This is a genomic window from Methanobacterium bryantii (assembly GCF_002287175.1).
Taxonomy (GTDB): Archaea; Methanobacteriota; Methanobacteria; order Methanobacteriales; family Methanobacteriaceae; genus Methanobacterium_D; species Methanobacterium_D bryantii.
Window position 1 is genome coordinate 1 of the sequence record NZ_LMVM01000023.1, and the last position, 22,186, is coordinate 22,186.

General features: G+C 33.9%; 19 protein-coding genes. 9 read left to right on the forward strand and 10 right to left on the reverse strand.

Annotated elements, in window-relative coordinates; genetic code table 11:
• Positions 1–450: 450 nt before the first annotated feature.
• Both ASJ80_RS08535 and ASJ80_RS08540 read right to left on the reverse strand, forming a co-directional pair.
• Positions 451–879, reverse strand: coding sequence for a hypothetical protein (locus ASJ80_RS08535; RefSeq protein ID WP_069585213.1), 429 nt, complete (start codon positions 877–879; stop codon positions 451–453).
• Positions 880–974: 95 nt separating this feature from the next.
• A complete protein-coding gene (locus ASJ80_RS08540) occupies positions 975–1,277 on the reverse strand; it encodes a hypothetical protein (protein WP_069585215.1) in 303 nt (100 codons plus the stop codon).
• Positions 1,278–1,474: 197 nt separating this feature from the next.
• Here ASJ80_RS08540 and ASJ80_RS08545 point away from each other — a divergent pair, with 197 nt between their 5' ends.
• On the forward strand, positions 1,475–2,206 hold the full coding sequence (locus ASJ80_RS08545; RefSeq protein ID WP_069585217.1) for a hypothetical protein: 732 nt from the start codon (positions 1,475–1,477) through the stop codon (positions 2,204–2,206).
• Between the two features lie 82 nt (positions 2,207–2,288).
• Here the strand turns inward: ASJ80_RS08545 and ASJ80_RS08550 are convergent, their stop codons facing one another.
• Positions 2,289–2,576, reverse strand: coding sequence for a DUF7508 domain-containing protein (locus tag ASJ80_RS08550; RefSeq protein ID WP_069585222.1), 288 nt, complete (start codon positions 2,574–2,576; stop codon positions 2,289–2,291).
• 71 nt (positions 2,577–2,647) lie between these two features.
• Complete coding sequence (locus tag ASJ80_RS08555) at positions 2,648–3,235, reverse strand: M48 family metallopeptidase (RefSeq protein ID WP_069585225.1); 588 nt, start codon at positions 3,233–3,235, stop codon at positions 2,648–2,650.
• Positions 3,236–4,021: 786 nt separating this feature from the next.
• Between ASJ80_RS08555 and iorA the strand changes: the two genes are divergently transcribed.
• The 3 genes from iorA (at position 4,022) to ASJ80_RS08570 (ending at position 7,085) form a co-directional block, all read left to right on the forward strand.
• The gene (gene iorA / locus ASJ80_RS08560) at positions 4,022–5,875 is read left to right on the forward strand and encodes an indolepyruvate ferredoxin oxidoreductase subunit alpha (protein WP_069585228.1); all 1,854 of its coding nucleotides are present in this window, start codon (positions 4,022–4,024) and stop codon (positions 5,873–5,875) included.
• Between the two features lie 27 nt (positions 5,876–5,902).
• The gene (locus tag ASJ80_RS08565) at positions 5,903–6,496 is read left to right on the forward strand and encodes an indolepyruvate oxidoreductase subunit beta (RefSeq protein WP_069585230.1); all 594 of its coding nucleotides are present in this window, start codon (positions 5,903–5,905) and stop codon (positions 6,494–6,496) included.
• Positions 6,497–6,818: 322 nt separating this feature from the next.
• Positions 6,819–7,085 (forward strand): hypothetical protein, encoded by a 267-nt coding sequence (locus tag ASJ80_RS08570; protein ID WP_141705211.1) that lies wholly within the window; start codon positions 6,819–6,821, stop codon positions 7,083–7,085.
• Positions 7,086–7,196: 111 nt separating this feature from the next.
• Here the strand turns inward: ASJ80_RS08570 and ASJ80_RS08575 are convergent, their stop codons facing one another.
• On the reverse strand, positions 7,197–7,589 hold the full coding sequence (locus ASJ80_RS08575) for a protease inhibitor I42 family protein (protein WP_069585234.1): 393 nt from the start codon (positions 7,587–7,589) through the stop codon (positions 7,197–7,199).
• A 140-nt stretch (positions 7,590–7,729) separates the two neighbouring features.
• Here ASJ80_RS08575 and ASJ80_RS08580 point away from each other — a divergent pair, with 140 nt between their 5' ends.
• The gene (locus ASJ80_RS08580; protein ID WP_069585237.1) at positions 7,730–8,128 is read left to right on the forward strand and encodes a hypothetical protein; all 399 of its coding nucleotides are present in this window, start codon (positions 7,730–7,732) and stop codon (positions 8,126–8,128) included.
• Positions 8,125–8,274: a hypothetical protein gene (locus ASJ80_RS17055; RefSeq protein WP_176720317.1), complete on the forward strand. Its 150-nt coding sequence runs from the start codon at positions 8,125–8,127 to the stop codon at positions 8,272–8,274. Before ASJ80_RS08580 ends, ASJ80_RS17055 begins: the two co-directional genes overlap by 4 nt.
• Before the next feature lie 16 nt (positions 8,275–8,290).
• On the opposite strand, the gene ASJ80_RS08585 is transcribed toward ASJ80_RS17055, so the two are convergent.
• A complete protein-coding gene (locus ASJ80_RS08585) occupies positions 8,291–8,722 on the reverse strand; it encodes an ACT domain-containing protein (RefSeq protein ID WP_069585239.1) in 432 nt (143 codons plus the stop codon).
• A gap of 27 nt (positions 8,723–8,749) precedes the next feature.
• Positions 8,750–10,048: a phenylacetate--CoA ligase family protein gene (locus ASJ80_RS08590; RefSeq protein ID WP_069585240.1), complete on the reverse strand. Its 1,299-nt coding sequence runs from the start codon at positions 10,046–10,048 to the stop codon at positions 8,750–8,752.
• Between the two features lie 601 nt (positions 10,049–10,649).
• Here ASJ80_RS08590 and ASJ80_RS08595 point away from each other — a divergent pair.
• The 3 genes from ASJ80_RS08595 (at position 10,650) to ASJ80_RS08605 (ending at position 15,402) form a co-directional block, all read left to right on the forward strand.
• Positions 10,650–12,248: a sodium:solute symporter family protein gene (locus tag ASJ80_RS08595; protein ID WP_069585241.1), complete on the forward strand. Its 1,599-nt coding sequence runs from the start codon at positions 10,650–10,652 to the stop codon at positions 12,246–12,248.
• 112 nt (positions 12,249–12,360) lie between these two features.
• Positions 12,361–13,224: an MBL fold metallo-hydrolase gene (locus ASJ80_RS08600; RefSeq protein ID WP_069585242.1), complete on the forward strand. Its 864-nt coding sequence runs from the start codon at positions 12,361–12,363 to the stop codon at positions 13,222–13,224.
• A 180-nt stretch (positions 13,225–13,404) separates the two neighbouring features.
• Positions 13,405–15,402: an ATP-binding protein gene (locus ASJ80_RS08605; protein ID WP_179288746.1), complete on the forward strand. Its 1,998-nt coding sequence runs from the start codon at positions 13,405–13,407 to the stop codon at positions 15,400–15,402.
• A 210-nt stretch (positions 15,403–15,612) separates the two neighbouring features.
• Here the strand turns inward: ASJ80_RS08605 and ASJ80_RS08610 are convergent, their stop codons facing one another.
• From ASJ80_RS08610 to ASJ80_RS08625, 3 genes are all read right to left on the reverse strand, one after another.
• Positions 15,613–15,969, reverse strand: a complete 357-nt coding sequence (locus ASJ80_RS08610; RefSeq protein ID WP_095652066.1) for a hypothetical protein — start codon at positions 15,967–15,969, stop codon at positions 15,613–15,615.
• Between the two features lie 486 nt (positions 15,970–16,455).
• Positions 16,456–20,760 (reverse strand): PAS domain S-box protein, encoded by a 4,305-nt coding sequence (locus ASJ80_RS08620; protein ID WP_179288747.1) that lies wholly within the window; start codon positions 20,758–20,760, stop codon positions 16,456–16,458.
• A 132-nt stretch (positions 20,761–20,892) separates the two neighbouring features.
• A complete protein-coding gene (locus tag ASJ80_RS08625; protein ID WP_069583320.1) occupies positions 20,893–22,092 on the reverse strand; it encodes a glutathione-independent formaldehyde dehydrogenase in 1,200 nt (399 codons plus the stop codon).
• Between the last annotated feature and the right edge of the window lie 94 nt (positions 22,093–22,186).

A 22,186-nucleotide genomic window follows, 5' to 3' on the forward strand; every position in this document is an offset into this window, starting at 1 on the left:
CCTCAAAAAATTCATAGAATTTTTTGGGACATTCAAACGCAAAGCGTTTGATGCCTGCAAAATTTTTAATTTTGCGGCCGAGGAAACAGAGTTTCCTCCGGCATCGGAAATCTATGATTTCCGAAAGGTTAAGAAATGTTTACAAAATCTCCGATTTTGTAACCGCAAAAAACTATTGAAATCTCTGATTTCAATGCATCGAAAATTCACAGAATTTTCGAATGCTTCATTTTTTGCATGCTTGCATTTCCTAAAATTCGAAGAATTTTGGGGCATGAGCATTAAATTAATTTACAGGTACTGGAATGAAATCAAGTAAACTATTTTGAAACTAGACCGCAGGTGCAGAACATATAAATTTTTTGATATTCTCAAATGAGAGGAAGATACACTACTAACAAAAAAGTCCAAAATAACTCTTCTAAAAAGAATTTCCACTATAATTTTAAGCTAAAAAGTTATATTAAACAACACAACCCCCACAATAAACACACCTAAAAAGACAGCACAAGCGAGCATTATATACATCATATATCTAGAAATTATTAGTAACCTGTAACGTATTGGATGTTTTTTATATATTTCCAGAGCTTTCTCCCGTGAATCCTCCTGTTTTTTCTTCATTTCAGGATATTTAATTGAAGTATATCTGGAGTAAATGTGGCTTATAATAGAAATTATAAGCAATAATAATACTATAATCCAGATATAACCTGCAATAGTACATGTAATAAAAATAATTCCTAAAATAAATGGAAATAAAGCAGATATTAAAGCCTTTTCTTTTTCAGGATGTAGTCTATAGTGATTGACAGCTAAAATACCTAAAATCATGAATAAAATACCCATTATCAAAGAAAATATAGCGATGATTCCCATAATAACTCATTTTTAAATGAAATATAAAAATTTTTCGACATTTTAACAGGTAAACCTACCCCATTAAAATTATTATAAAACAAGGACTAATATAATCAAATTACAAGAGCCGCCCAACCAGCAGCTAACTTTTCCCAAAATGCAGGAGATTTATATCCTTCAGGATGTTTCTTTGAAAGATAAACATGATGTAAATAAAAAAGTACGAGTATAAACAGCATTGCAGGCCAAAAACCAGTAGCAACTATAATCCAAAGAATTCCAATAAGATATGTAAATAAATAAGATATATAATCCAACTCTTTTTCAGGATATTTTCGTTTGTTAAAGATATCTAGAGTGGTTACAATTATAAGAAAAATTCCTATTATTAAAAAACCTATATCAAAAATATTCATAATAACTCATTTCTAAATAGGATATAAAAAATTTTTGACAATCCAAAAACAAGTAACAGGTAACCTAACTAAACCAAAAAAATCCCAAAATACTCCTTATTTTCTCAAATACACTAAAATAACACCAGAACAATCACAATATTTACATTTTCAACAAATTTCATATAACATCTGCACCAATATATAACTGTGAGCACATGCCGAAATTTGAATTTTCAAATAAATTAAGGGATTATTTAAAGAAAATAGAAACCGAAACTGGAAAAGAAGTTAAAATACTTGAAAGCCCATATCTCGGAATAAAAGGTATGTGGGCAGGGTTCAGGTACCATCCAGATTACATCATAGTTATCATCCGTTCAGATATCCAAAAAACAAACGAAACATTGGAACGCTCCATTGCCCACGAGGCAACACACGGCTACATCCTGTTTAAAGAAAGGTACTGTAGGGGTGAATTTCCAGAATCAACTGAAGACAGCGACAAAAGGGATATCCAACTCATATTCACCATGGTTGACGACATCGTGGTCAATAAAATAATCTTTGAAAACGGCTTTACCCCATTCGGCGTGGAATATCTGGGCGTGGTCCAAAAGGAAATCGATTCCATGATTGCAGGTGTAGATTTTTACCGGCAGTTTTCTGATGACCTTCTTTTTGATGACTTGCTGATGATAACACGTTACACCATAGCATGGGGATTTTTAGAATATTATGATTTAAAACTTATAGAACAAGATATACTTAAAAAATTTTTAGATGTATTTAAAGAGACCTATCCTTTACAATACGAAATTACAAACCAGATAAAAGAAATTATTAAAGAAAATGACATATTTACAAGTTCAGGGCATTGTAAAGCCATGGGGCTTATTTTAAAAGAGTTAAAATTTGATAGTTTGGTAAAAATAACAAATATGCCCTGATAAAAAAAGGGATAGTTAAGGGTTAAAATTAACATCCATCAAAATAGCAACCAATCATTAAATATTATAATCAGTGAAACCCTTAATTAAATTCAGGCATTTTTCCATTTTTTTCTCTGTATTCTTTAAGCAGAATGTTCTTTCTCTGTTTTGAACTTTTTTTACTGTCGTTTTCACGGTATCTAAAGTAAACAATGCTTTCTGCTGCGTCTTCGTCTGAAAAATGCATAGAAATATTATGTTTCAGTTTTCCCTCGCCGATATAGACAATTTCCTTTTTATCATTGGCAAACTGGAATACTCCATAGGAATTTGGTAACTGTTTTACATTTTCTTCATTGAAATCCATCCATCGTTTTGCTGCTGGCATTTTTGACCTCCTTTTATGCTCTAGTATTCACATTTATTTTATTAATATATATTTTATTGATATATAAGCAATTAGGTTTTTGATTCACTAAATTGTGCCTCAATTATAGTATCTTTAATTGCAAACCAGTAGATTGAGAGTTCTTTTTCTATCTCTTTATAATTATTAAATTTTTCCATTATTATATCCCAGAACCGTTTGCTGTGATTTAACTCAACAAGATGGGCAACTTCATGAAAAACAACATATTCAATTAAAGATTCGGGTAAATATTTTAAGTATCTGTTGATATTGATATTATTTCTGGAACTGCAGCTTCCCCATCTTGATTTCATCTTCCGAAAATAGATTTTATTTACAGTTACACCCAGTTCAAGGGAGAACTTTTCAACAAGGCTGCGGACCAGTGCCCTGAATTCTTCCTCAGCAAGCCCATAATTAAGTTCTCTCTGCTTTGCTTCATGTCTTGAGGCATTAATGGCTTTAAATTTCTTATAAATCCATTTTTTGTGTTTTTCTATGATCTTTTCATAATTATCATGCCCATTAGGAGCTATAATCACTAATTTTTCATTTTTTAGCTCCAAACGCCAGTACTTCACATTGCGGTGAATTATATCATATTCCACTTTTAGATCATAGATTTTTACAGTCTGCATGATTTTCCTCAGGATCCATTCAGCTTTTAGATAGATACGTTCTATCAATCTAATCTAATAAATAGTAACATAAATCACAAATTCACTTTTATTTTACTAATTTATATGATATAATCTTTCATATCAAAAAGGATCAACGGATATCAATTATTGAGATTGGATTCAGTAAATGCTTTAAAAAGATCAAAAATTTCAGTAATTTTATTTATTAACTCTAAAGGTAAAAGTAGCATACCTATAAAAAAACTTAATTTAGATAATGTCCTAAATTAGATTTAACTAATTTCTAATTATACTATTAAACGTTCATGTCGAAGGTTGTGCGAATAATGTAATTATATATTTCAAAAACGACAGGTTTTGAATGCCTACAAAACCTTCGGTTTTGTGGCCGTGAAAAACGAAGTTTTTCACATGTTTACGAAACTTTCAGTTTCGTAACCGAAAAAATTAGAAATTTTTCCATGCACAAAAATCAAAGTTAGAGAAAAATGAGTAGCATGCGAAAACTTTGTTTTCGCTGCCTGCAAAACATAGTTTTGCAAGTTTCATGTAAATATTCTGAAGTACATGTTTTTAAGATAATTCCTATATATTAATCAAAATGGAAAAATCTATCGAAATTTATAATTTCGATGCAGAGAAAAATGCAAAGCATTTTTTGCATGTTTCTATTTTTCGGTTACAATTTAACATAAAATATAATTTATGCACATGATCATAAACATGAGCATAAGTAAACACAAGAATCAATTAAAGCATATTTAATCATTATAAGGCGATATCATGAATATAACAAAGGTTTTAACTGGCAAAGAAGGTGAAAAACTATTTTTGTTAGGTAACGAAGCTGCAGTTCGAGGAACAGTCGAAGCTGGAGTATCAGTTGCCTCAACATACCCAGGTACACCATCTTCAGAAATAGGAGATGTTTTATCCAAGCTTGCAAAGGATGCGGGGATGTACTTCGAATTTTCCACCAATGAAAAAGTAGCACTTGAGGTTTCAGCTGCTGCTGCTGCATCAGGCTTACGTTCATTTACTTTTATGAAACATGTAGGCTTAAACGTTGCTGCAGATTCATTTATGAGCGTAGTTTATGAGGGAGTAAATGGCGGGATGATCATCCTGTCAGCTGATGATCCTTCCATATTTTCATCTCAAAATGAACAGGACAACAGGCATTACGCACGGATTGCAGGCATTCCTACAGTTGAACCTTCCAATCCGCAGGAAATAAAGGATATGATGAAGTACGGGTACGAACTTTCAGAAGAGTTCCAAATACCTGTTTTAATGCGTACAACCACAAGGGTTTCCCATATGAGAGGAGTGGTAGAACTGGAAAAGCCTAACGCCAATAAAAAAACAGGATACTTTAAAAAAGACCCTAAACGCTTTGTGCCTGTACCTGCAAACGCCAGGGAAATGCACAGAATACTGGTTGAAAAAATGGAGAAAATAGAAGATGTGGCTAGTAATTCTCCATTTAACAGGATATTCAATAAAGAAAGCAAAATTGGTGTAATTACAAGCGGCAGTGCATTTAACTATGCCATAGATGTTATAGAAAAAAATGATCTGGCTGTAAACATCCTAAAAATTGGTTTTTCATATCCTTTCCCTGAAAAACTGGTATATGACTTTATAAAGGATTTAGACCATGTAATAGTTATTGAAGAAGTAGATCCAATAATGGAAAAAGATATACTTGCAGTAATCGGAAAATATGGCTTAAAAACAAAAGTACACGGCAAACTCGATGAAACACTGCCCATGATCTTTGAATATACACCAGATATAGTTCTAGAAGGCATGAGAAAAGTTATTGGCATTAATTTAAAAGAAAAACAATCATATGAACCGGACATTCCTCTTCCAGTACGTGCACCGACTTTATGTTCAGGATGTCCTCACAGGGCTGCTTATTATACTGTTAAAAAAGCAGTTGAAGAGCTAGGTCTTGATGCAGTGTATCCGAACGATATTGGTTGTTACACACTTGGAATTGAATCCCCATATGAAATGGCAGATTACCTGCTCGCTATGGGTTCAAGTGTAGGTACAAGCTGCGGATTCTCAAAATCAACTGATCAAAGTATTGTAAGCTTTATAGGAGACTCTACATTTTTCCATGCGGGCATCCCACCTCTCATAAATGCAGTGCATAATAAAGACAAGTTTGTGCTCGTTATTTTAGATAACAGAACAACTGCCATGACCGGCGGCCAGCCTCATCCCGGGCTTCCAGTAGATGGGATGGGTGAAATGGCCCCTGAAATAAGTATAGAAAAAATCGTTGAAGCGATTGGGGTAAAGTTTTTAGAAGTTATAAATCCAGTTAGCGTTGACATATCAAAGGAAATATTCAAAAAAGCGCTGCAGTTTGACGGTGTAGCAGTTGTTATTTCAAAATATCCATGCATGCTCACTAAAAAAGGAGTAACCAGTCAATTGCTTATGAATGTTGACCCTGAAAAATGTGATAAATGCATGAACTGTCTGAAAGAACTTACCTGCCCTTCAATTTATGTTGCAGAGGACGGTTCTGTAAACATTGATTCAATGTTTTGTAGGGGATGCAGTGTTTGCATGCAAATTTGTCCAAAAAAGGCTATTGGAGCTAAAAGAATAAGTTAACCTATTATAAATCATGGAGATTAAAAAATGGAACCATATAACATTTATATCTGCGGTGTCGGAGGACAAGGAATCATCAAAACCAGTATTGTAATTGGCGAAGCTGCAATGAAAAGCGACATGGGAGTTGTAATGAGCGAAGTACATGGAATGGCCCAGCGTGGGGGGGTTGTCTCAACAGAACTTAAAATAGGGGATTCAAAAAGCCCAATAATTGAAAAAGGCAGCACTAACCTCTTAATTGCATTTGAACCGATGGAAGCACTTAGGGCAATCCCAAAAGCAAGTGAAGATACCTATGTCATTGTAAATACTTCTCCAATAATGCCTTTTAACATAATTGGAAGTGAAGTGCCTTATCCAGAAATTCCAGATATTTTAGATGAACTTAAATCGAAAGTAAAAGATGTATTTGCTCTTGACGCTGAAAAAGCAGCTAAAGATGCAGGACATATCCTTTCACTTAACATGGTTATGCTCGGAGGGGCTACTGCAGTTTCAGACTTCCCCATAGGTAAAGAAGCTGTTTTAAAATCAATGAAGGCAAACTTACCTCAAAAAAGCATTCCTATTAACAAAAAAGCATATGAAAAAGGGTTTGAATTTGTTTCATCCAGATAATTTCTTAATTATCTTATTTTACTGGATTCGCTCAAATCATTCCCATTTTTAATCTTTTATAACATAATTTTCATCTCTCCATTTTTAAAGGTTTTAATTTTACTTAATCTTGATATTATTACTTAGGCAAAGCAGTAATTCCATTTTAGATAATTTTAAATATGAGAATGAATCAATATTTTACTTCATTAATATCAGGCTGTGGATTCCTCTAAAAATATATTTTGAAGGTGCCCATTAAGTCATTACTTTACAAATATCAATTAAAGGACGTGAAAAAACGGATATTAATAGTAGAAGCGGTTTAATTGTAATTATTATAGTGGTAATTATTGGAGCGGCGTATATTACACTGGCAAGTCAGGTTAATCACAATCAAACAAGTTCAAATGCATCAAATATTAGCCCAGCACATGATAACGCCAATAACCCCGAAAATACCAATACATCCATTAGCAATGGAACCAGTTCGCAAAATAGTACTCATACAAATAGTACAACCAGTACAAAAATTAATCAGACTCAAAATACTACTAACTCTACCAAAAAAGTAAGTGCACAAGCATTTACAGTAAGTAACGCCTCTTAAATAGATTATAAATCGCCAGCATATTATCTAAGTGTTACATCTAAACCAAAAGTAGAGTTTCATAGATATCTGGCGAAATAATTAAATAAAAAAACTCTTTTTTTCTTTTTATTAGTTTACAATGTTTATATGGTAAATGATCTCCTTTGCAGGGAGACAGTTTTCCCAAGGCATAATATATTTCATAGTTAGATCTGTTTTACCAGTTTTAAGGGCTTTAAATGTAAATATTTGATATCCCCCACTTCCACAGCGTATTGGCATGTCTGGAATATAAGTTTCATTTACAAGCTTTAAAGAATTTGAATCGAATTCTGAGATCCATTTATAACCAGTACTTGGATTACTTTCCAAAGTTATATTGAATTTTTCATTTACATTTACAGTTAACTTTTTTTCTTCTTTAACAGGCAATATACATCTATCTGCTGCAAATACTCCCGAAACCATACTCAATGAGAATACAGCTAAGATAAGTATTGAAGCTGTTTTTAAACATTTCATTTTTTTACCACCATTTCTTACTTACATTTAAAATGTAAAAGTTTATATATATAAATCTATCGTATAATATAAACAACAGTCAAAGTGAGCTGGAAGATAGGAACTATTTAAAAATAATACAGCAGGCATCAATTTTTTTTATGGCCTTTATCTCTGCACCAATATGCCCTGCAGCTACAGAAACCCGGATAACAGAAATAGAGAATATTTACGTGAAACATGGAGATAAAACATCCATATCGGCAGGTGGACAACTAAATGAAGGCTCAAGATGGGTAGACATTGATGGAAAATATTTAACGTTTACAGTTTCAGACATTAACGGCACCAAAATAATCAGTAAAACTGAAAAAATAAATTTTTGGGACGGTAAAGCCTCTGTAGATATAGATACCTATAATTTAATTCCAGGAAGATACATAATAGATGTAAAATACATGGGAAACAAGTATTTATGCCCTTGTAAGGCCCATGCATCGCTAGTGGTTATATCGCCCCACATTAACTTCCAAAATCAAAATCCAAGGTGTAATTTATGAAAATAAATGAGTTTTTGTGTTTATTTAAAAAATATATGCATTCAATCCCTTCAGACATGCTTTTATGTAATGATGAAACTCGTTTAAGGGAAAAAAATAAGCTTGAAGGTAAAAAACAAAAAAAATCCTCTAAAAGTAAAATATGAAAATTAAAAAATAAAACTACAAACCATAAATATCTTTAGCAGGTATAACCTCTGCACCGCCGTCTTGGAGTGCTTTAATTCCACCATCGATATTTTCTGGATGTAATAAAACTATAGCTCCGTTTTCTTTTTCTTCTACGAATGCATAAAGATATTCCAGGTTAATATCATTATCATCGAGAATTCCCAGGATTTTACCCAATCCTCCAGGCTGATCCTGCATTCTAACGGCGATTACTTCCCCAATTTTTACAATGAAATTGTTGTCTTCAAGCAATTTTTTAGTTTTATCAGGTTCTGGAACTATTAACCTTAAAATTCCAAAATCAGAAGTGTCTGCAATTGAAAGAGCCCTTATATTGACCCCACCTTCCTCAAGCACATCCAAAGCTTTCCTCATCCTTCCTTTCCTATTTTCCAAAAATATGGACAACTGTTTTACTTTCATAATGCCACCTAATGTATTTATGCTTTTTTATAATTCTCTTTTGTCTATAACTCTTACTGCTTTTCCTTCACTTCTTGGTAGTGTTTTCGGCTCAACAAGGGTTACTTTAACTCTTAAACCAATTTCACTGTGGATATAATCTTCAATTTTCTCCCTTATACCTACGAGTTCCTTAATTTCATCTGAAAAAAGACTTTCTGAAGCTTCAACCTGTACCTCAACTTCATCCATCAAATGAGGCCGTGTAACAATAATCTGGTAGTGAGGCTCCACTTCATCAATTCTAAGAAGAGCTTTTTCAATCTGCGATGGGAAAACTGAAACTCCCCTGATTTTCATCATATCATCGGTACGTCCAGTAACTCTATCCATTTTAACAAGAGTTCTTCCACATCCACACTTACCCCTTGTGAGTTTAGTTACATCTTTTGTTCTAAAACGGATTAAGGGAGTACCTTCACGTGTTAATGTCGTTAAAACAAGCTCTCCCTTTTCACCATCCGGCAGCACATCATGGGTATCAGAATCTATGATCTCTGGATAAAAATGATCTTCAGAAATATGAAGTCCGTCCCTTTCGCTGCATTCAAGACCTACTCCTGGCCCAATTACCTCAGTAAGTCCATATATATTGTATGCCGGTGCTTTAAACCTTTTTTGGATCTCCTGACGCATTTCTTCTGTCCACATTTCCGCACCAAAACCTATAGCCTTAAGGCCAATAGTTTTCGTATCAATCCCTTCTTCTTCAATTTCTTCAGCAAGATATAACCCATATGAAGGTGTAAAAATCATGACACTTGTTCCAAAGTCCTGCATGATTTCAATCTGGCGTTTTGTCTGCCCTGTTGAAATTGGTATAACAGTTGCGCCCATTTTTTGGGCACCGTAATGCACCCCAAATCCACCGGTAAATAAACCATAACCGTGAGTATTTTGAATTATATCATCGTCAGTTACTCCAAACATACATAGACCACGTGCCATAACTTCGCCCCAAATTTCAAGGTCTCCTCGAGTGTACCCAGACACGGTTGGTTTTCCTGTTGTCCCTGAAGAAGTATGCACTTCCACAATCTCCTTTCTAGGCACTGCAAACATTCCAAATGGATAAGCATCCCTTAAATCGTCCTTTGTAGTAAATGGGAGCTTTTCAATGTCTTTAAGAGTTTTAATATCCTCAGGTTTAACACCCAGTTCATCAAAACGCTTTTTATAATATGGAACGCTTTCATATGCTCTTTTCACTGCCATTTGTAGTCTTTCAAGTTGTAATGCTTCTTTATCGTTTTCTGACATGCACTCTGCTTTTTCATTCCAAATCATCTTATCCCCTGAGTTAATTGATTAGTAGCCAGTAGATTAAAAATGAATTTTCCTTACTTTAGGAAAAATATCTAATTTAATGTAATTAGAAGAAAGTTATAAAACTTGTTATAAATTTTAAATGTAAACTACCATCTTACTTACTAAATTTAATTTCAAATAAAAAAAATGGTACTCCAATTTTGCCGATGCCCCCACTGAAATAGAAATATTATTCAGATTATGGATTCAGAATTAATATTTCTCTAAATTTTCAACCGCATTACTTTATTCAAATACTTTTACACCAGCCATAATTATGTTTTATATAACAAAAAATAGGGACTACTCAATTGATTTAGTACCCCATGCCTTGTTTTATGGTCAATAAAAGGGCATATTACATGGCAGCAAAATAGTATGAAGTTATACGCAAAAATGCACTTAAACAAAAGTGTTACGGCTTTATATATAAAGTAAACTTAATAGCAATTATTAAAAGGAAAAATATTCATGTTTTTCATGCTTATTTTTAATATTTTCATAATTTTAATAAATTATGATTGATTACTGGTTAAAATAGGCTAAAATTTGGATAATTTTAATTAATGGAGGTTATTAAGTGGATTTATTTGCATTAATTGTTGTAGCACTGGTTTATCTCCTTATAATAGGATATGTAGGTTACATAGCATGGAAGCGAACCAAAAGTGCTGATGATTATATGGTTGCTGGAAGAGAAACTCACCCATATATCATGGCCCTCAGTTATGGTGCAACGTTTATCAGTACTGCAGCAATTGTAGGATTTGGTGGTGTAGCCGCCAATTATGGTATGGGAATTTTATGGCTTGTATTTTTAAACATCATTATAGGAATTTTTATAGCGTTTGTATTCTTTGGAAAACGTACCCGAAAAATGGGGCATAACTTAAATGCCCTCACATTTCCAGAATTCCTTTCGCGCCGTTTCGATAGTAAATTTATTCAGTACTTCTCTGGAGCTGTAATATTTGTTGGAATGCCTTTATACGCATCAGCAGTTTTAATTGGTATGGCAAGATTTGTTCAAACAACTCTTCAAATTGATTATAACATAGCTTTAGTTGTAATGGCCCTTATTGTGGCAGTATATGTTATATTTGGAGGTATAAGAGGAGTAATGTATACTGATGCCCTTCAAGGAACCATTATGTTCTTTGGAATGCTTATTCTACTAATTACTATTTACTGGCTTACAGGAGGCGTTACCGCAGGTAACCAGGCCCTCACAAATCTAGTCAATATTGTACCTGCCAGCGCCACAGCAAATGCTACGGCCACAGGATTTACAGGATGGACTTCCATGCCGGCATTAGGCAGTCCATTCTGGTGGACTCTGATTTCAAGCCTTATTTTAGGTGTTGGTATAGGTGTTTTATCACAGCCGCAGCTTGCAGTAAGGTTCATGACAGTTAAATCCAACAAAGAACTGAACAGAGCTGTAGCGATAGGTGGTCTCTTCATATTCATGACCACATTTGCAGCGTACATCGTAGGGTCTCTCTCCAATGTTTATTTCTTCCAGCATACAGGAATGACCGCAGTTCAAGCTGCTGGGGGTAACCTTGATTCAGTCATACCTACATTCATCAGCGCTGCCATGCCTTTATGGTTCGCATATGTGTTTATGATTGTTCTGCTTTCAGCAGCTATGTCTACACTTTCTGCCCAGTTCCACGTGCAGGGTACTGCTCTTGGAAGGGACATATATGAAACTATATCCAATAAGAAAAGAGGATCTTCAGTAAATGTAGCCCGCATAGGTATCCTAATAGCAGTTATAATAGCAGTAATTCTTGGATTTATCCTTCCGGGGAGTATAGTTGCTGTAGGAACATCAATATGGTTTGGTATAACCGCTGCAGCATTCCTTTCAATATACACGGCTGCTATATACTGGAAGAAAGCTACAAAAGCGGGAGTTATTGCAGGACTCGTATTTGGAACTTTTGCCAGTTTCTTCTGGTTAGTATTCCAGTACAAAAAATCAGCAGAGGCACTTGGTATTTGCAAGGCACTTACAGGTAATACAGTTCTTATAACTGCAAGTCCATGGCCTACTATAGACCCTATTGTCATAGGTCTTCCGGTAGCAGCAATTGTAACTATCATAGTGTGTTTAATTACCAAACCTCCAAGTAAAGAACACTTAGACAAGTGCTTTAACGGAATAAAATAAATTTATTTTAGGGGATTATCCCCACCTATCTTTTTTATTTTCAATTCAAAATTTTAATAAATATTGCACCTCATACTAAAATCAACTAAAATCATTAATTCTGGTTTTTATTATGGAAAGAAAAGCATTTGATGTCAAAAAACATGATTTTAAAGAATGGGACTCCCTATTTAATAATCCACAGCCCATAACAATTAAAAGTTTCATTACAGGATATGTAATATTAAATAAACGAGGCGCACTGAACCCAGACCATCCAAAAGCAGGAGTTATTGAAGATGAACTTTTAGAGGTTCCAGTACTAGCCCACTGGATCCACCATGAGAAACTGGGCGATTATTTAATAGATACAGGTTTAGATAGTTCATATTATGATGATCCACATGGAAATATGAAAGGACTGTTTGCAAAACTATTTATAAAAGCCAATTTATTTGTAGATAAATACAAACAGGCTGAAAATCAAAATATCGGTTACCATATTGAAAAAAATAGAATTAAATTAAAAGGAGTCTTTTTTACCCACCTCCACTCTGATCACATTGCAGGAACACGTGAATTACCTAAAAATATCAAATATATTGCCAGTAAAGAAGAAAAATACCACGACTATAAACCGTTCTTCTATGGAGATTACTTAAAAGGTGTAAAAACACTTTATGAAATTGATTTTAAAGATGCTGCAGATATGCCCATCCTAGGCAAATGCATTGATATTTTTGGTGATGGATCTCTGTGGGCAATATCAACACAAGGACACACTAAAGGCCATACCTCTTTTTTAATTAACGCTCTAAATGGCCCTGTCTTATTAGCTGGAGATGTTTGCTACATTAAATTAAGTTTAAAAAACGGAGTAGCACCTAGCAGCTATACTGAAGATGTTGAAGTTAATCAAGAGACTTTTGACAGGATAATTAAGTTTAAAAGGGTTTATCCACAAATTGAAGTGTTTTGTGGACATGAAATACCTTAATAGATCTTTAAATAATAATTAAATTATTATTAGTATTAATAAACTCTATTCTATTTAAAAAATTTTTCATAACTAAATAAAAAAACATAATAATGAGAACAATACAAAATAGTAACTATATCATTATTTAATTTTTCATTATAAGAAGGTATTACTTAAATAATGAATAGGATGAATAAAATGGAATTAAAAAGCCTGTTTTCGCTAAATGAAACGGACTACTTAACCATATTCGAAAATACACAAGAAGAAATACATATCCATGAATTAGTACATGATAGGGACAATAAAGTTATAGACTTTGCTTTTAAATATATAAATCCGGCTTCCACGCTTAACTCGACTGCATCAAAGGAAAAAATAATCGGCAAACGTGCCAGCGAGATATATAAATCTCCAAGAGCCATAGCAGATTATGTAAAAGCCGCTAATGAAATTATCAGAACTCAAAAAAGTAAAAAATTCGAAACATACTTCGAATCATTAAACAAACACTTCGCAGTATCTGCATTTTTTTTAAATGGATTATTTGTAACAGTTGGCCGTGATATTAGCGAACAAAAAGAAGCTGAAAATCAGATTATGATCCAGGCAGAAATATTATCTGAAGTAAGAGATGCTGTAATTGCAGTTGACGATGCAAACCATATAACATACTGGAATAAAGGAGCCGAAGATCTATACGGCTTTAAATCAGAGGAAATACTGGGTAAAATATTTTCCGATGTTGTTAACTACCGCTGGTTAAATGTAGAGGACAGAAAAAATGCCCATCAAAGACTTAAAACTATAGGAAAATGGCATGGGGAAAATTTAAGTACCAAAAAGAATGGAGAGGAAATTTATGTTGAATCCTCAATTCACGCGTTTAAAGACGATAAAGGTAATTATATTGGTACAATTTCTGTAATACATGATCTTACCGAGCCTGTACATATAAAACAAGCACTGGAAAAGAACTATAATCGACTTCAAGAAGCCCAGAGAATAGGCCATATTGGTAACTGGGAATGGGATATTCCAAGTAACGTAATAACCCTTTCTGAAGGCATGTACCAAATTTATGGGATCAATTCATCTAATTTAGTAAAATATGACACTATTTTGAATATGATCCTTCCAGAAGATCAGGATATTGTTAATTATAACCTTGAAAAAGCCCTTAGAGAACGTAAACCATTTAAATATGAAATTAAAATACGCCGTCAGGATGGGAATATCAGAATAATCTCATGCCGTGGAGAAGTAGTTACTGACTTTGCAGGACATCCTCTAAACATTATCTGTGTTGAACAGGATATTACAGAACGTAAAGAAATTGAATATGCTCTTGGCGAAGCAAAAAATGAATTAGAAACAAAAGTAAAAAGACGAACGAAGGAATTAAAAGAAGCTAACGAACGCCTTCAAAGAGAACTTGAAGAGAGAAAAATTACAGAAAATAAACTTAAGAAAAGTCAAAAAAATCTTAAATCACTTATAGAAGAGTTAAAACGTTCTAATGAGGAACTGCAGCAGTTTGCTTATGTATCATCACATGATCTTCAAGAACCTCTCAGGACTATTACCAGTTTTACCCAGCTAATTGAACGTCGTTATAAAGATAAGTTAGATTCAGATGCTGATGAGTTTATTGAATATATTGTAGATGCCGCAAAAAGGATGCAAACATTAATTAACGACCTCCTGAACTATTCACGCGTAGCAACAAGAGGAAAAGATTTTGAACTAACCAATACCGAAGAAATCCTTGAAAACACAAAATTCAATCTTTATGCGTCTATAAAAGAAAATAGTGCCCAAATTACCCATGAAAACCTTCCTAAAATAATGGCAGATAAAAGACAGATGATTCAACTGTTCCAGAATTTAATTGGAAACGCTATTAAATTTAAAAAACCAGATGAACCTCCTAAAATCCACATCAAAGCTCGTAAAGATAAAAATAGAAATGAACATGTTTTCAGCGTCCATGACAATGGAATTGGAATGGATCCACAATATGCAGAGCGTATTTTTATAATATTTCAGAGATTACATACTCAAGATGAATATGAGGGTACAGGAATTGGACTTGCAGTCTCTAAGAGGATTGTTGAACGTCATGGAGGGCATATCTGGGTTGAGTCTGAACCTGGTGCGGGTTCAACATTTTATTTCACACTTCCAAAATCTTAGATTTGTGTGCCGTAGGAACTCTCGAAATTCGTAGAATTTTAGAAAATATTTCATATTTTCTAACTTTTGGAAATCGGTGATTTCTAATGTTTGCAAATTGAAAATTTTCATAGGCTTTGGTTTTTGAGGATTTCAAAGCCCTTGAAAATCTTTGATTTTCGAGGAATTCCTGAAAGAAGCCTTCAAAAAATCCAGAACATTAAAAGTTAACTACAATAAATTTAATAATTCTTTAATATCCAATTTATCTAAATCTTTAAGTTCTTTTATGCCATATTTTTCATATAAATCTCTTAAATCATGTTCTGCCACGATTTCGTAGAATATTTTGTCCTCTAATTTTTTATTCTGTTTTATCTCTTCAAGCTCAACAATACATTTTCTAAGTATTTCATCTGCATTTTCAAGCTCATCAAGTTCATTAATTAAATTACTGTCACTTTTAGGCATTTTAACATCCATATCCTGATAATAAAACGATTTAAAAGTGTTATTTTGATCTATAACTTTATAAAGGATTATAATCTTCTCTTGAAGTTCTTCTACTTCTTTTTTGGTCAAATCCATGATATCACCTGAAATATGAATTGAGTCCTTAATAGGTTTATAGGTCTCGATGGTAAATAAATTTCGAGTAAAATAGTCACATCTCATTCTCTTCAATAACTTTCTGTACCAAAGCAGAATCCACATAAGCACGAACTTCAACTATAATATTATTTTTAAATTTGACTATTCAGCAATAGGTATTATTGAATGGAAGTCCATTTAAAGCCTGCAAAAACTATGTTTTTGCGGTCCTCGAAAACCGTAGGTTTTCGGGACATGTGAGAAATGAAACATGCAAATCTTAAAGAGTTGCTGCGTCAAAATTATAAATTTTGACAGTTTCTCACGGTTGAAGAACGTAGTTCCTCAAACATGGAAAAATTTTTCATTCTCGCCTTTGTCAATATTATTAAATATATTTTGGACCTGATCAACTGTAATAGGCATTATTAGACATCCTATCAAAAAATAACTTAATAACATAAAATTTAAAATTAGAATTTATTATTTAGATTCTTCTTTTACAGGTATAGTAAAATAAAATGTTGAACCCGCACCAGGTTCAGACTCAACCCAGATATGCCCTCCATGGCGCTCCACTATTTTCTTTGCTACTGCCAGCCCAATTCCAGTTCCTTTATATTCATCTCTTGTATGTAATCTCTGGAATAACTCAAAAATCCGTCCGGCATACTGCTGATCCATTCCAATACCATTATCTGAGACCCCAAAAATATGTTCCCCATTTTTTTCATCTTTTCTATATACAACATGGATTTTAGGAGGTTCATCTGGTTTTTTAAATTTAATAGCATTTCCAATTAAATTCTGGAAAAGCTGTATAAGCTGTTTTTCATCTGCAGTTATAACCGGGAGATTATCATGTGTAATCTCTGCATTGTTTTCATCAATAGTCACTTTAAGATTAAATAATGCATTATCCAGGGCATTCTGGACATCTATTGGTTTAAATTCCTCACCCCTTGTTTGAACCCTTGAGTACTTCAGTAAATCTTTTATCATTGCCTGCATTCTATTTGTTCCATCCACTATGAAATCAATAAATTCATCAGCATCCTTATCAATCTGGCCTTTATAGCGTCGTGCCAAAAGTTGTGTAAAGCTTGAAATTGTCCTTAAAGGCTCCTGAAGGTCATGTGATGCAATATAAGCAAACTGTTGTAACTCTTGATTAGAACGTTCTAGTTCGCCAATCAGGGTTTCACGTTCTCTTTCTGCGTTTTTACGTTCAGTAATATCTTTTGTTATAGCTACAAATCCAATTGAATTACCTTCAGCATCACGAATGCTATTTCCAGAAATTTCCACAGGAAAAACTTTTTTACCATCTAAAGTAACAGAATTGAGTTCTAAAATTACACTTCTTTCCTCAGATAAAGCTATTTTTGTAGCTTCCATTAATTTTGACCTGTCTTTTGGATCTACTAATTCCAATGCGTTTAGCCCTATCAATTCTTCACTTGAAGATGCACCATACATATCCATACTTGCCTGATTACATGAAATTATATCTAAATTTAAATCAGAAGATATAATAGAATCAGGAGATGATTTAATAATAGCATTTAATTTTTCTTCACTTTCTGCTAATGCCCTTTCAGCTTTTTTACGCTCGGTTATATCTCTTACAATTGCAGAAATTCCAGTAATTTCCCCATCAACATTTTTAATAGGTGATAATGTTATTAAAATATCTATCTTAACTCCATTCTTTTTTATTCTTTGAGCTTCATAATGAGCTACTTTCCTGCCACTTTTAACTTCTTCCAGAAGTTTAGATGTCTTTCCACGTTCAGAATCAGGAGCTAAACTAAATATAGGCTTTCCTACCATTTCCTGGGCAGAATAACCATATATTTTTTCAGCCCCCTTATTCCAGCTTAAAATTGTCCCATTTAAATCTTCACCAATAATAGCATCATCTGATGAATCAACTATATCTGCTAATCTCTTAATTTGCTCTTCAGCGTGCTTACGTTCTGTTATATCCTCTGTTACACCGTACATCTTGCCAGGTTTGCCTTCGTCATCTAATAAAACACTGCTTCGAGTGTGTATATACCTTATTTCACCATCAGGCCTGTTTATGCGGTGTTCTAAATCATATGGCTTAAAAGTTTTTAATGATTCATTCAATGCTCTTCGAACCATCATGACATCAGCAGGATAAACTACGTTCATAATCTCTTCAAAAGGCAATATACTCTCTTTAACTCCATAAATTCGTTGTCCTTCCCCAGACAATATAAATTCATCTCTTTTTATGTTCCATTCATAAGCACCTATTTTAGAAATATGCGAAGCCTCTTCTAAAATAGTTTCACTCCTTATAAGTTCTTCTTCAGCTTTTTTACGCTCAGTAATATCACGAGAAATAGAAAGAACGACCTTTTTTCCTTCTAAGCTAAAAAGATGAGTATTAAGTTCAACAGGTATCTTCCTTCCATCTTTAGCTATCTGAACATTTTCAATTATTGAATATCCTTTTTTAAACATTTCCAATGTCATTTTTAATATAGCAGAAGTGTCTGAATATATATCCAAAGCAGTCATATTTAATAATTCATTTTTACTATATCCTAATCGTTTAGATGCAGTTTCATTTACTTCAATAAATCCCCTGATTGTGCCGTCATCATTTACCTCAGATAAAGTAATCATATCCGTTGCTTGATCAAATAATTCGCGGAATTTCTTTTCACTTTCTTTTAAGGCTTCTTCTGCGTGCTTACGATCTGTAATATCCCTAGAAACAGCTAAAATCATATCTTTTCCTCTGAGCTTGAAGAAATGTGTAGCGACTTCAACAGGTATCTTAAAGCCATCTTTAGATACAATTATACTTTCATGCCTTGCATATCCCTTTTTTGACATTTCGGATGTTATATCCGATACAGAAATAGATGATTCAGGAGAAACTATATCATAAGGAGTCATATTTAAAAATTCTTCTCTACTATAGCCCAACATCTTTAATCCAACTTCATTTACTTCAATAAATCGTCCGGGCATATTTTCTTTAATTTTAGATACAGTTATCATATCATTTGCATTATTGAAAATTTCACGGAATTTTTCCTCACTCTCTTTTAAGGCTTCTTCTGCACGCTTACGATCTGCGATATTACGGGCCATAGAGAGAGCTACATCTTTTCCTCTGAGCTTGAAAATATGTACATTAACCTCAACAGGTATTTCTCCCCTGCTTTTAGTAACACTTTTTGCCTCAAATAGAGTAGATCCTCTTTTTTTAAGTTCTTCCACGATTTTAGGTATCTGGTCTTTACTATCTGGTGCAAACAAGTCCAGAGGAGTCATATTGGAAAATTCTTCTTTACTGTAACCTAATGTTTTAACTGCGGCTTCATTTACTTCAATAAATTGTCCAGCCATCATATCTTCTTGAACTTCCGATAGTACTATTACATCTAGAGCTTTATTAAATAGCTCGCGGAATTTCTTCTCGCTCTCTTTCAAGGCCTTTTCCGCGTGTTTACGATCTGTAATATCTCCACATGCAGTGAAAACCAGAATTTTCCCGTCAGATCTTTTTGTTGCACGTGTCGTTTCTTTTACCCACAGTATACTTCCATCTTTACGAACTTTACGTAGTTCCCAGTGAAAAACCTGCCCATAATTTTTAATGGCATTTCTTAAGTTCTGTTCTGCAAATTCTATGTCTTTCTCATAGAATATCTTCGACAACGGCTGGCCAATTAATTCAGGAACTGTATAACCTAATAACTCAGCCCCAAAGTGATTTACAGATAATACAGTAAAATCAGCATCTATAGTGAAGTACATGAAGGGATTATCGTCATATAAAGTACGGAATTTCTCTTCGCTTTCTCTGAGTTCTGCAGTTCGTTCCTTAACCTGTTCTTCTAAATTATCACGAGCTTCTTTTAATTTTTCCTCTGCACGTTTACGCTCAGTTATATCCTCAAGTACTTCCATAGCACCCATTATGTTACCTTCAGGGTCCTCAATAATACTTACTGTGGCGCGCAGCCATCTACCTTCTTTACCCATTGCAGGAAAAAAATCTTCAAGTTCATATGCCCCTTTCACAATTTTAGACCGCCTGCATTTTCCACTGTACCATTTTGAAATCCTTTCATAATCTTTTTCTATTAATAGATCAGCGACAGTCGGCCTTTTTTCACTGTAGAGTGCTTTCCATTGATCTTCTGTTTCAACTATATCTTCAGCTTTAATCCCACTATACTCTTCCATAGCCCTGTTCCAATAATTAACCTTATGATCTCGACCTATTATAAATGTAAGAACTGGAGATCCCATAATTATAGTTTCTAATCTCATTTTATTCTTTTTTAGTTCATTTTCTGCGTGCTTACGTTCCGTTATGTCCAGATCCATCACAATTCCTAAAATAATATTTCCTTCATCATCAGTTATCGGCAAAGAGCAAACACTTATCCATCCTCTTGTACCGTCCCCACGTAAAATTTCAATTTCTTCATTTTTAACTACTTCACCAGTTCTAATTGAACGGGATAATGGCCATTCATAAGATTTATAAGGAGTACCATCTGGATGAAAACCTCTATATTTCTTAAATTCATCAGCACGGGCTGTTTGTGGATAATGCCATATATTTGCAATTTGCTTATTAGCCATAATGAATTTTCCAGAAGGAGCTTCTGCAATAATAATTCCTGCAGGAATATTTTCTACTATTGCACTTAGCTGTTTTTTCTCAATTTCAGAATTTACTCTTTGAGTATTTTCCAAATTTCCTTTTAATGGATTTTTATTCTTTTTCAATCCTATATCTCCCATCCAAAGTGCTGCTGAATCTAACTTAAACTATCCCCTTAGATAATGTAATGTAAAAAATTAAAGGTTAAAATGTTCTATATTAAACTATTCTAATGCACATGCTGCATTTAAAAATATTTACTTTGCTGCCGCTCCAAATTTAATTACAGGTTTAACTACTGTATCTCTTTTATCGAACTGGCTGTAAATTTGAGGAGCATCTTCAATAGATATCCTATCTGAAACTATGAAACTTGGTTTAGCTTTGCCATCAAATATCAAATTTCTTAAAAACACGTGTAGTTGTTTTACAGGAGTTTGTCCCATACCAATTGTAATTCCTTTTTCCCATAGTTTTCCAAGCGGGAACATTATATTTCCCTGTTTTTCATCTTCATTATCTGCAGCAGGATTTTCCTTTGGATAAACACCTATAAGTCCTACATGGCCGCCGGCATTTATTACATTTGCAATATCCATAAGCACCTGGTTTCGTTTTTCCTGATTAGGGTTTTCTCGGTCATATGCCTGGAATCCAACTGCATCTATAGCAGAATCAACACCTAATGTCTTTTCTTCTCCAAGCCGCAACGATTCCATTAAATTTTTGTTATTTTGTCTCATTTCCATTATTTGCTGCGCGGGATCTCCATCATCCGTGTTTATTGGAATTGCACCAATTGATTCTGCACGTTTAAGCCTCTCATCGGAGTCATCGACTATGTAGACTTCACCTGCTCCTTTTAAAACAGAACTGTAAGCAGCAAGCAAACCTACAGGCCCTGCACCGAAAACTGCCACAGCTTTACCTGCAGAAACATGAGCTAATTCTGTAGAATAATAGGACGTTGGGAAGATATCTGCAAGAAGTACAAAATCATCTTCAAATTCATCTCCAGGTTCTCCAGGTAATTTTAAGCATGCCCAATCAGCAAACGGGACAAGTACATATTCAGCCTGTCCTCCTTCATACGGACCCATATCCACGTATCCATATGCTGCTCCGGGTTGCTCTCGATTCAGTGTAAGACATGCATTGGTCATACCTTGAATACAATTCAGGCAAAACCCACATGCTATATTAAAAGGCATGACAACTCTATCTCCGGGTTTTACTAACTGTACTGCATCTCCAACCTCTTCAACTACGCCCATTGGTTCATGACCAAGGGTTCGTCCGGATTCAAATGTTGTTTCACCGTCGTACATATGTAAATCGCTCCCACATATGGCACTGCTGGTAATTCGTATAATCGCATCTGTCGGCTTGCTTATTTTCGGATTTTCCACATCCTTAACTTCAACTTTTTTAGGACCTTTATAAACAACAGCTTTCATTTTTCAACCTCCAAAAAATTAAGTATAATTTTTTGGGCCCTCGAACACTCTGTGTTCGGGGCCTACAACTCTTTGATTTGTGGCCGAGAAAACG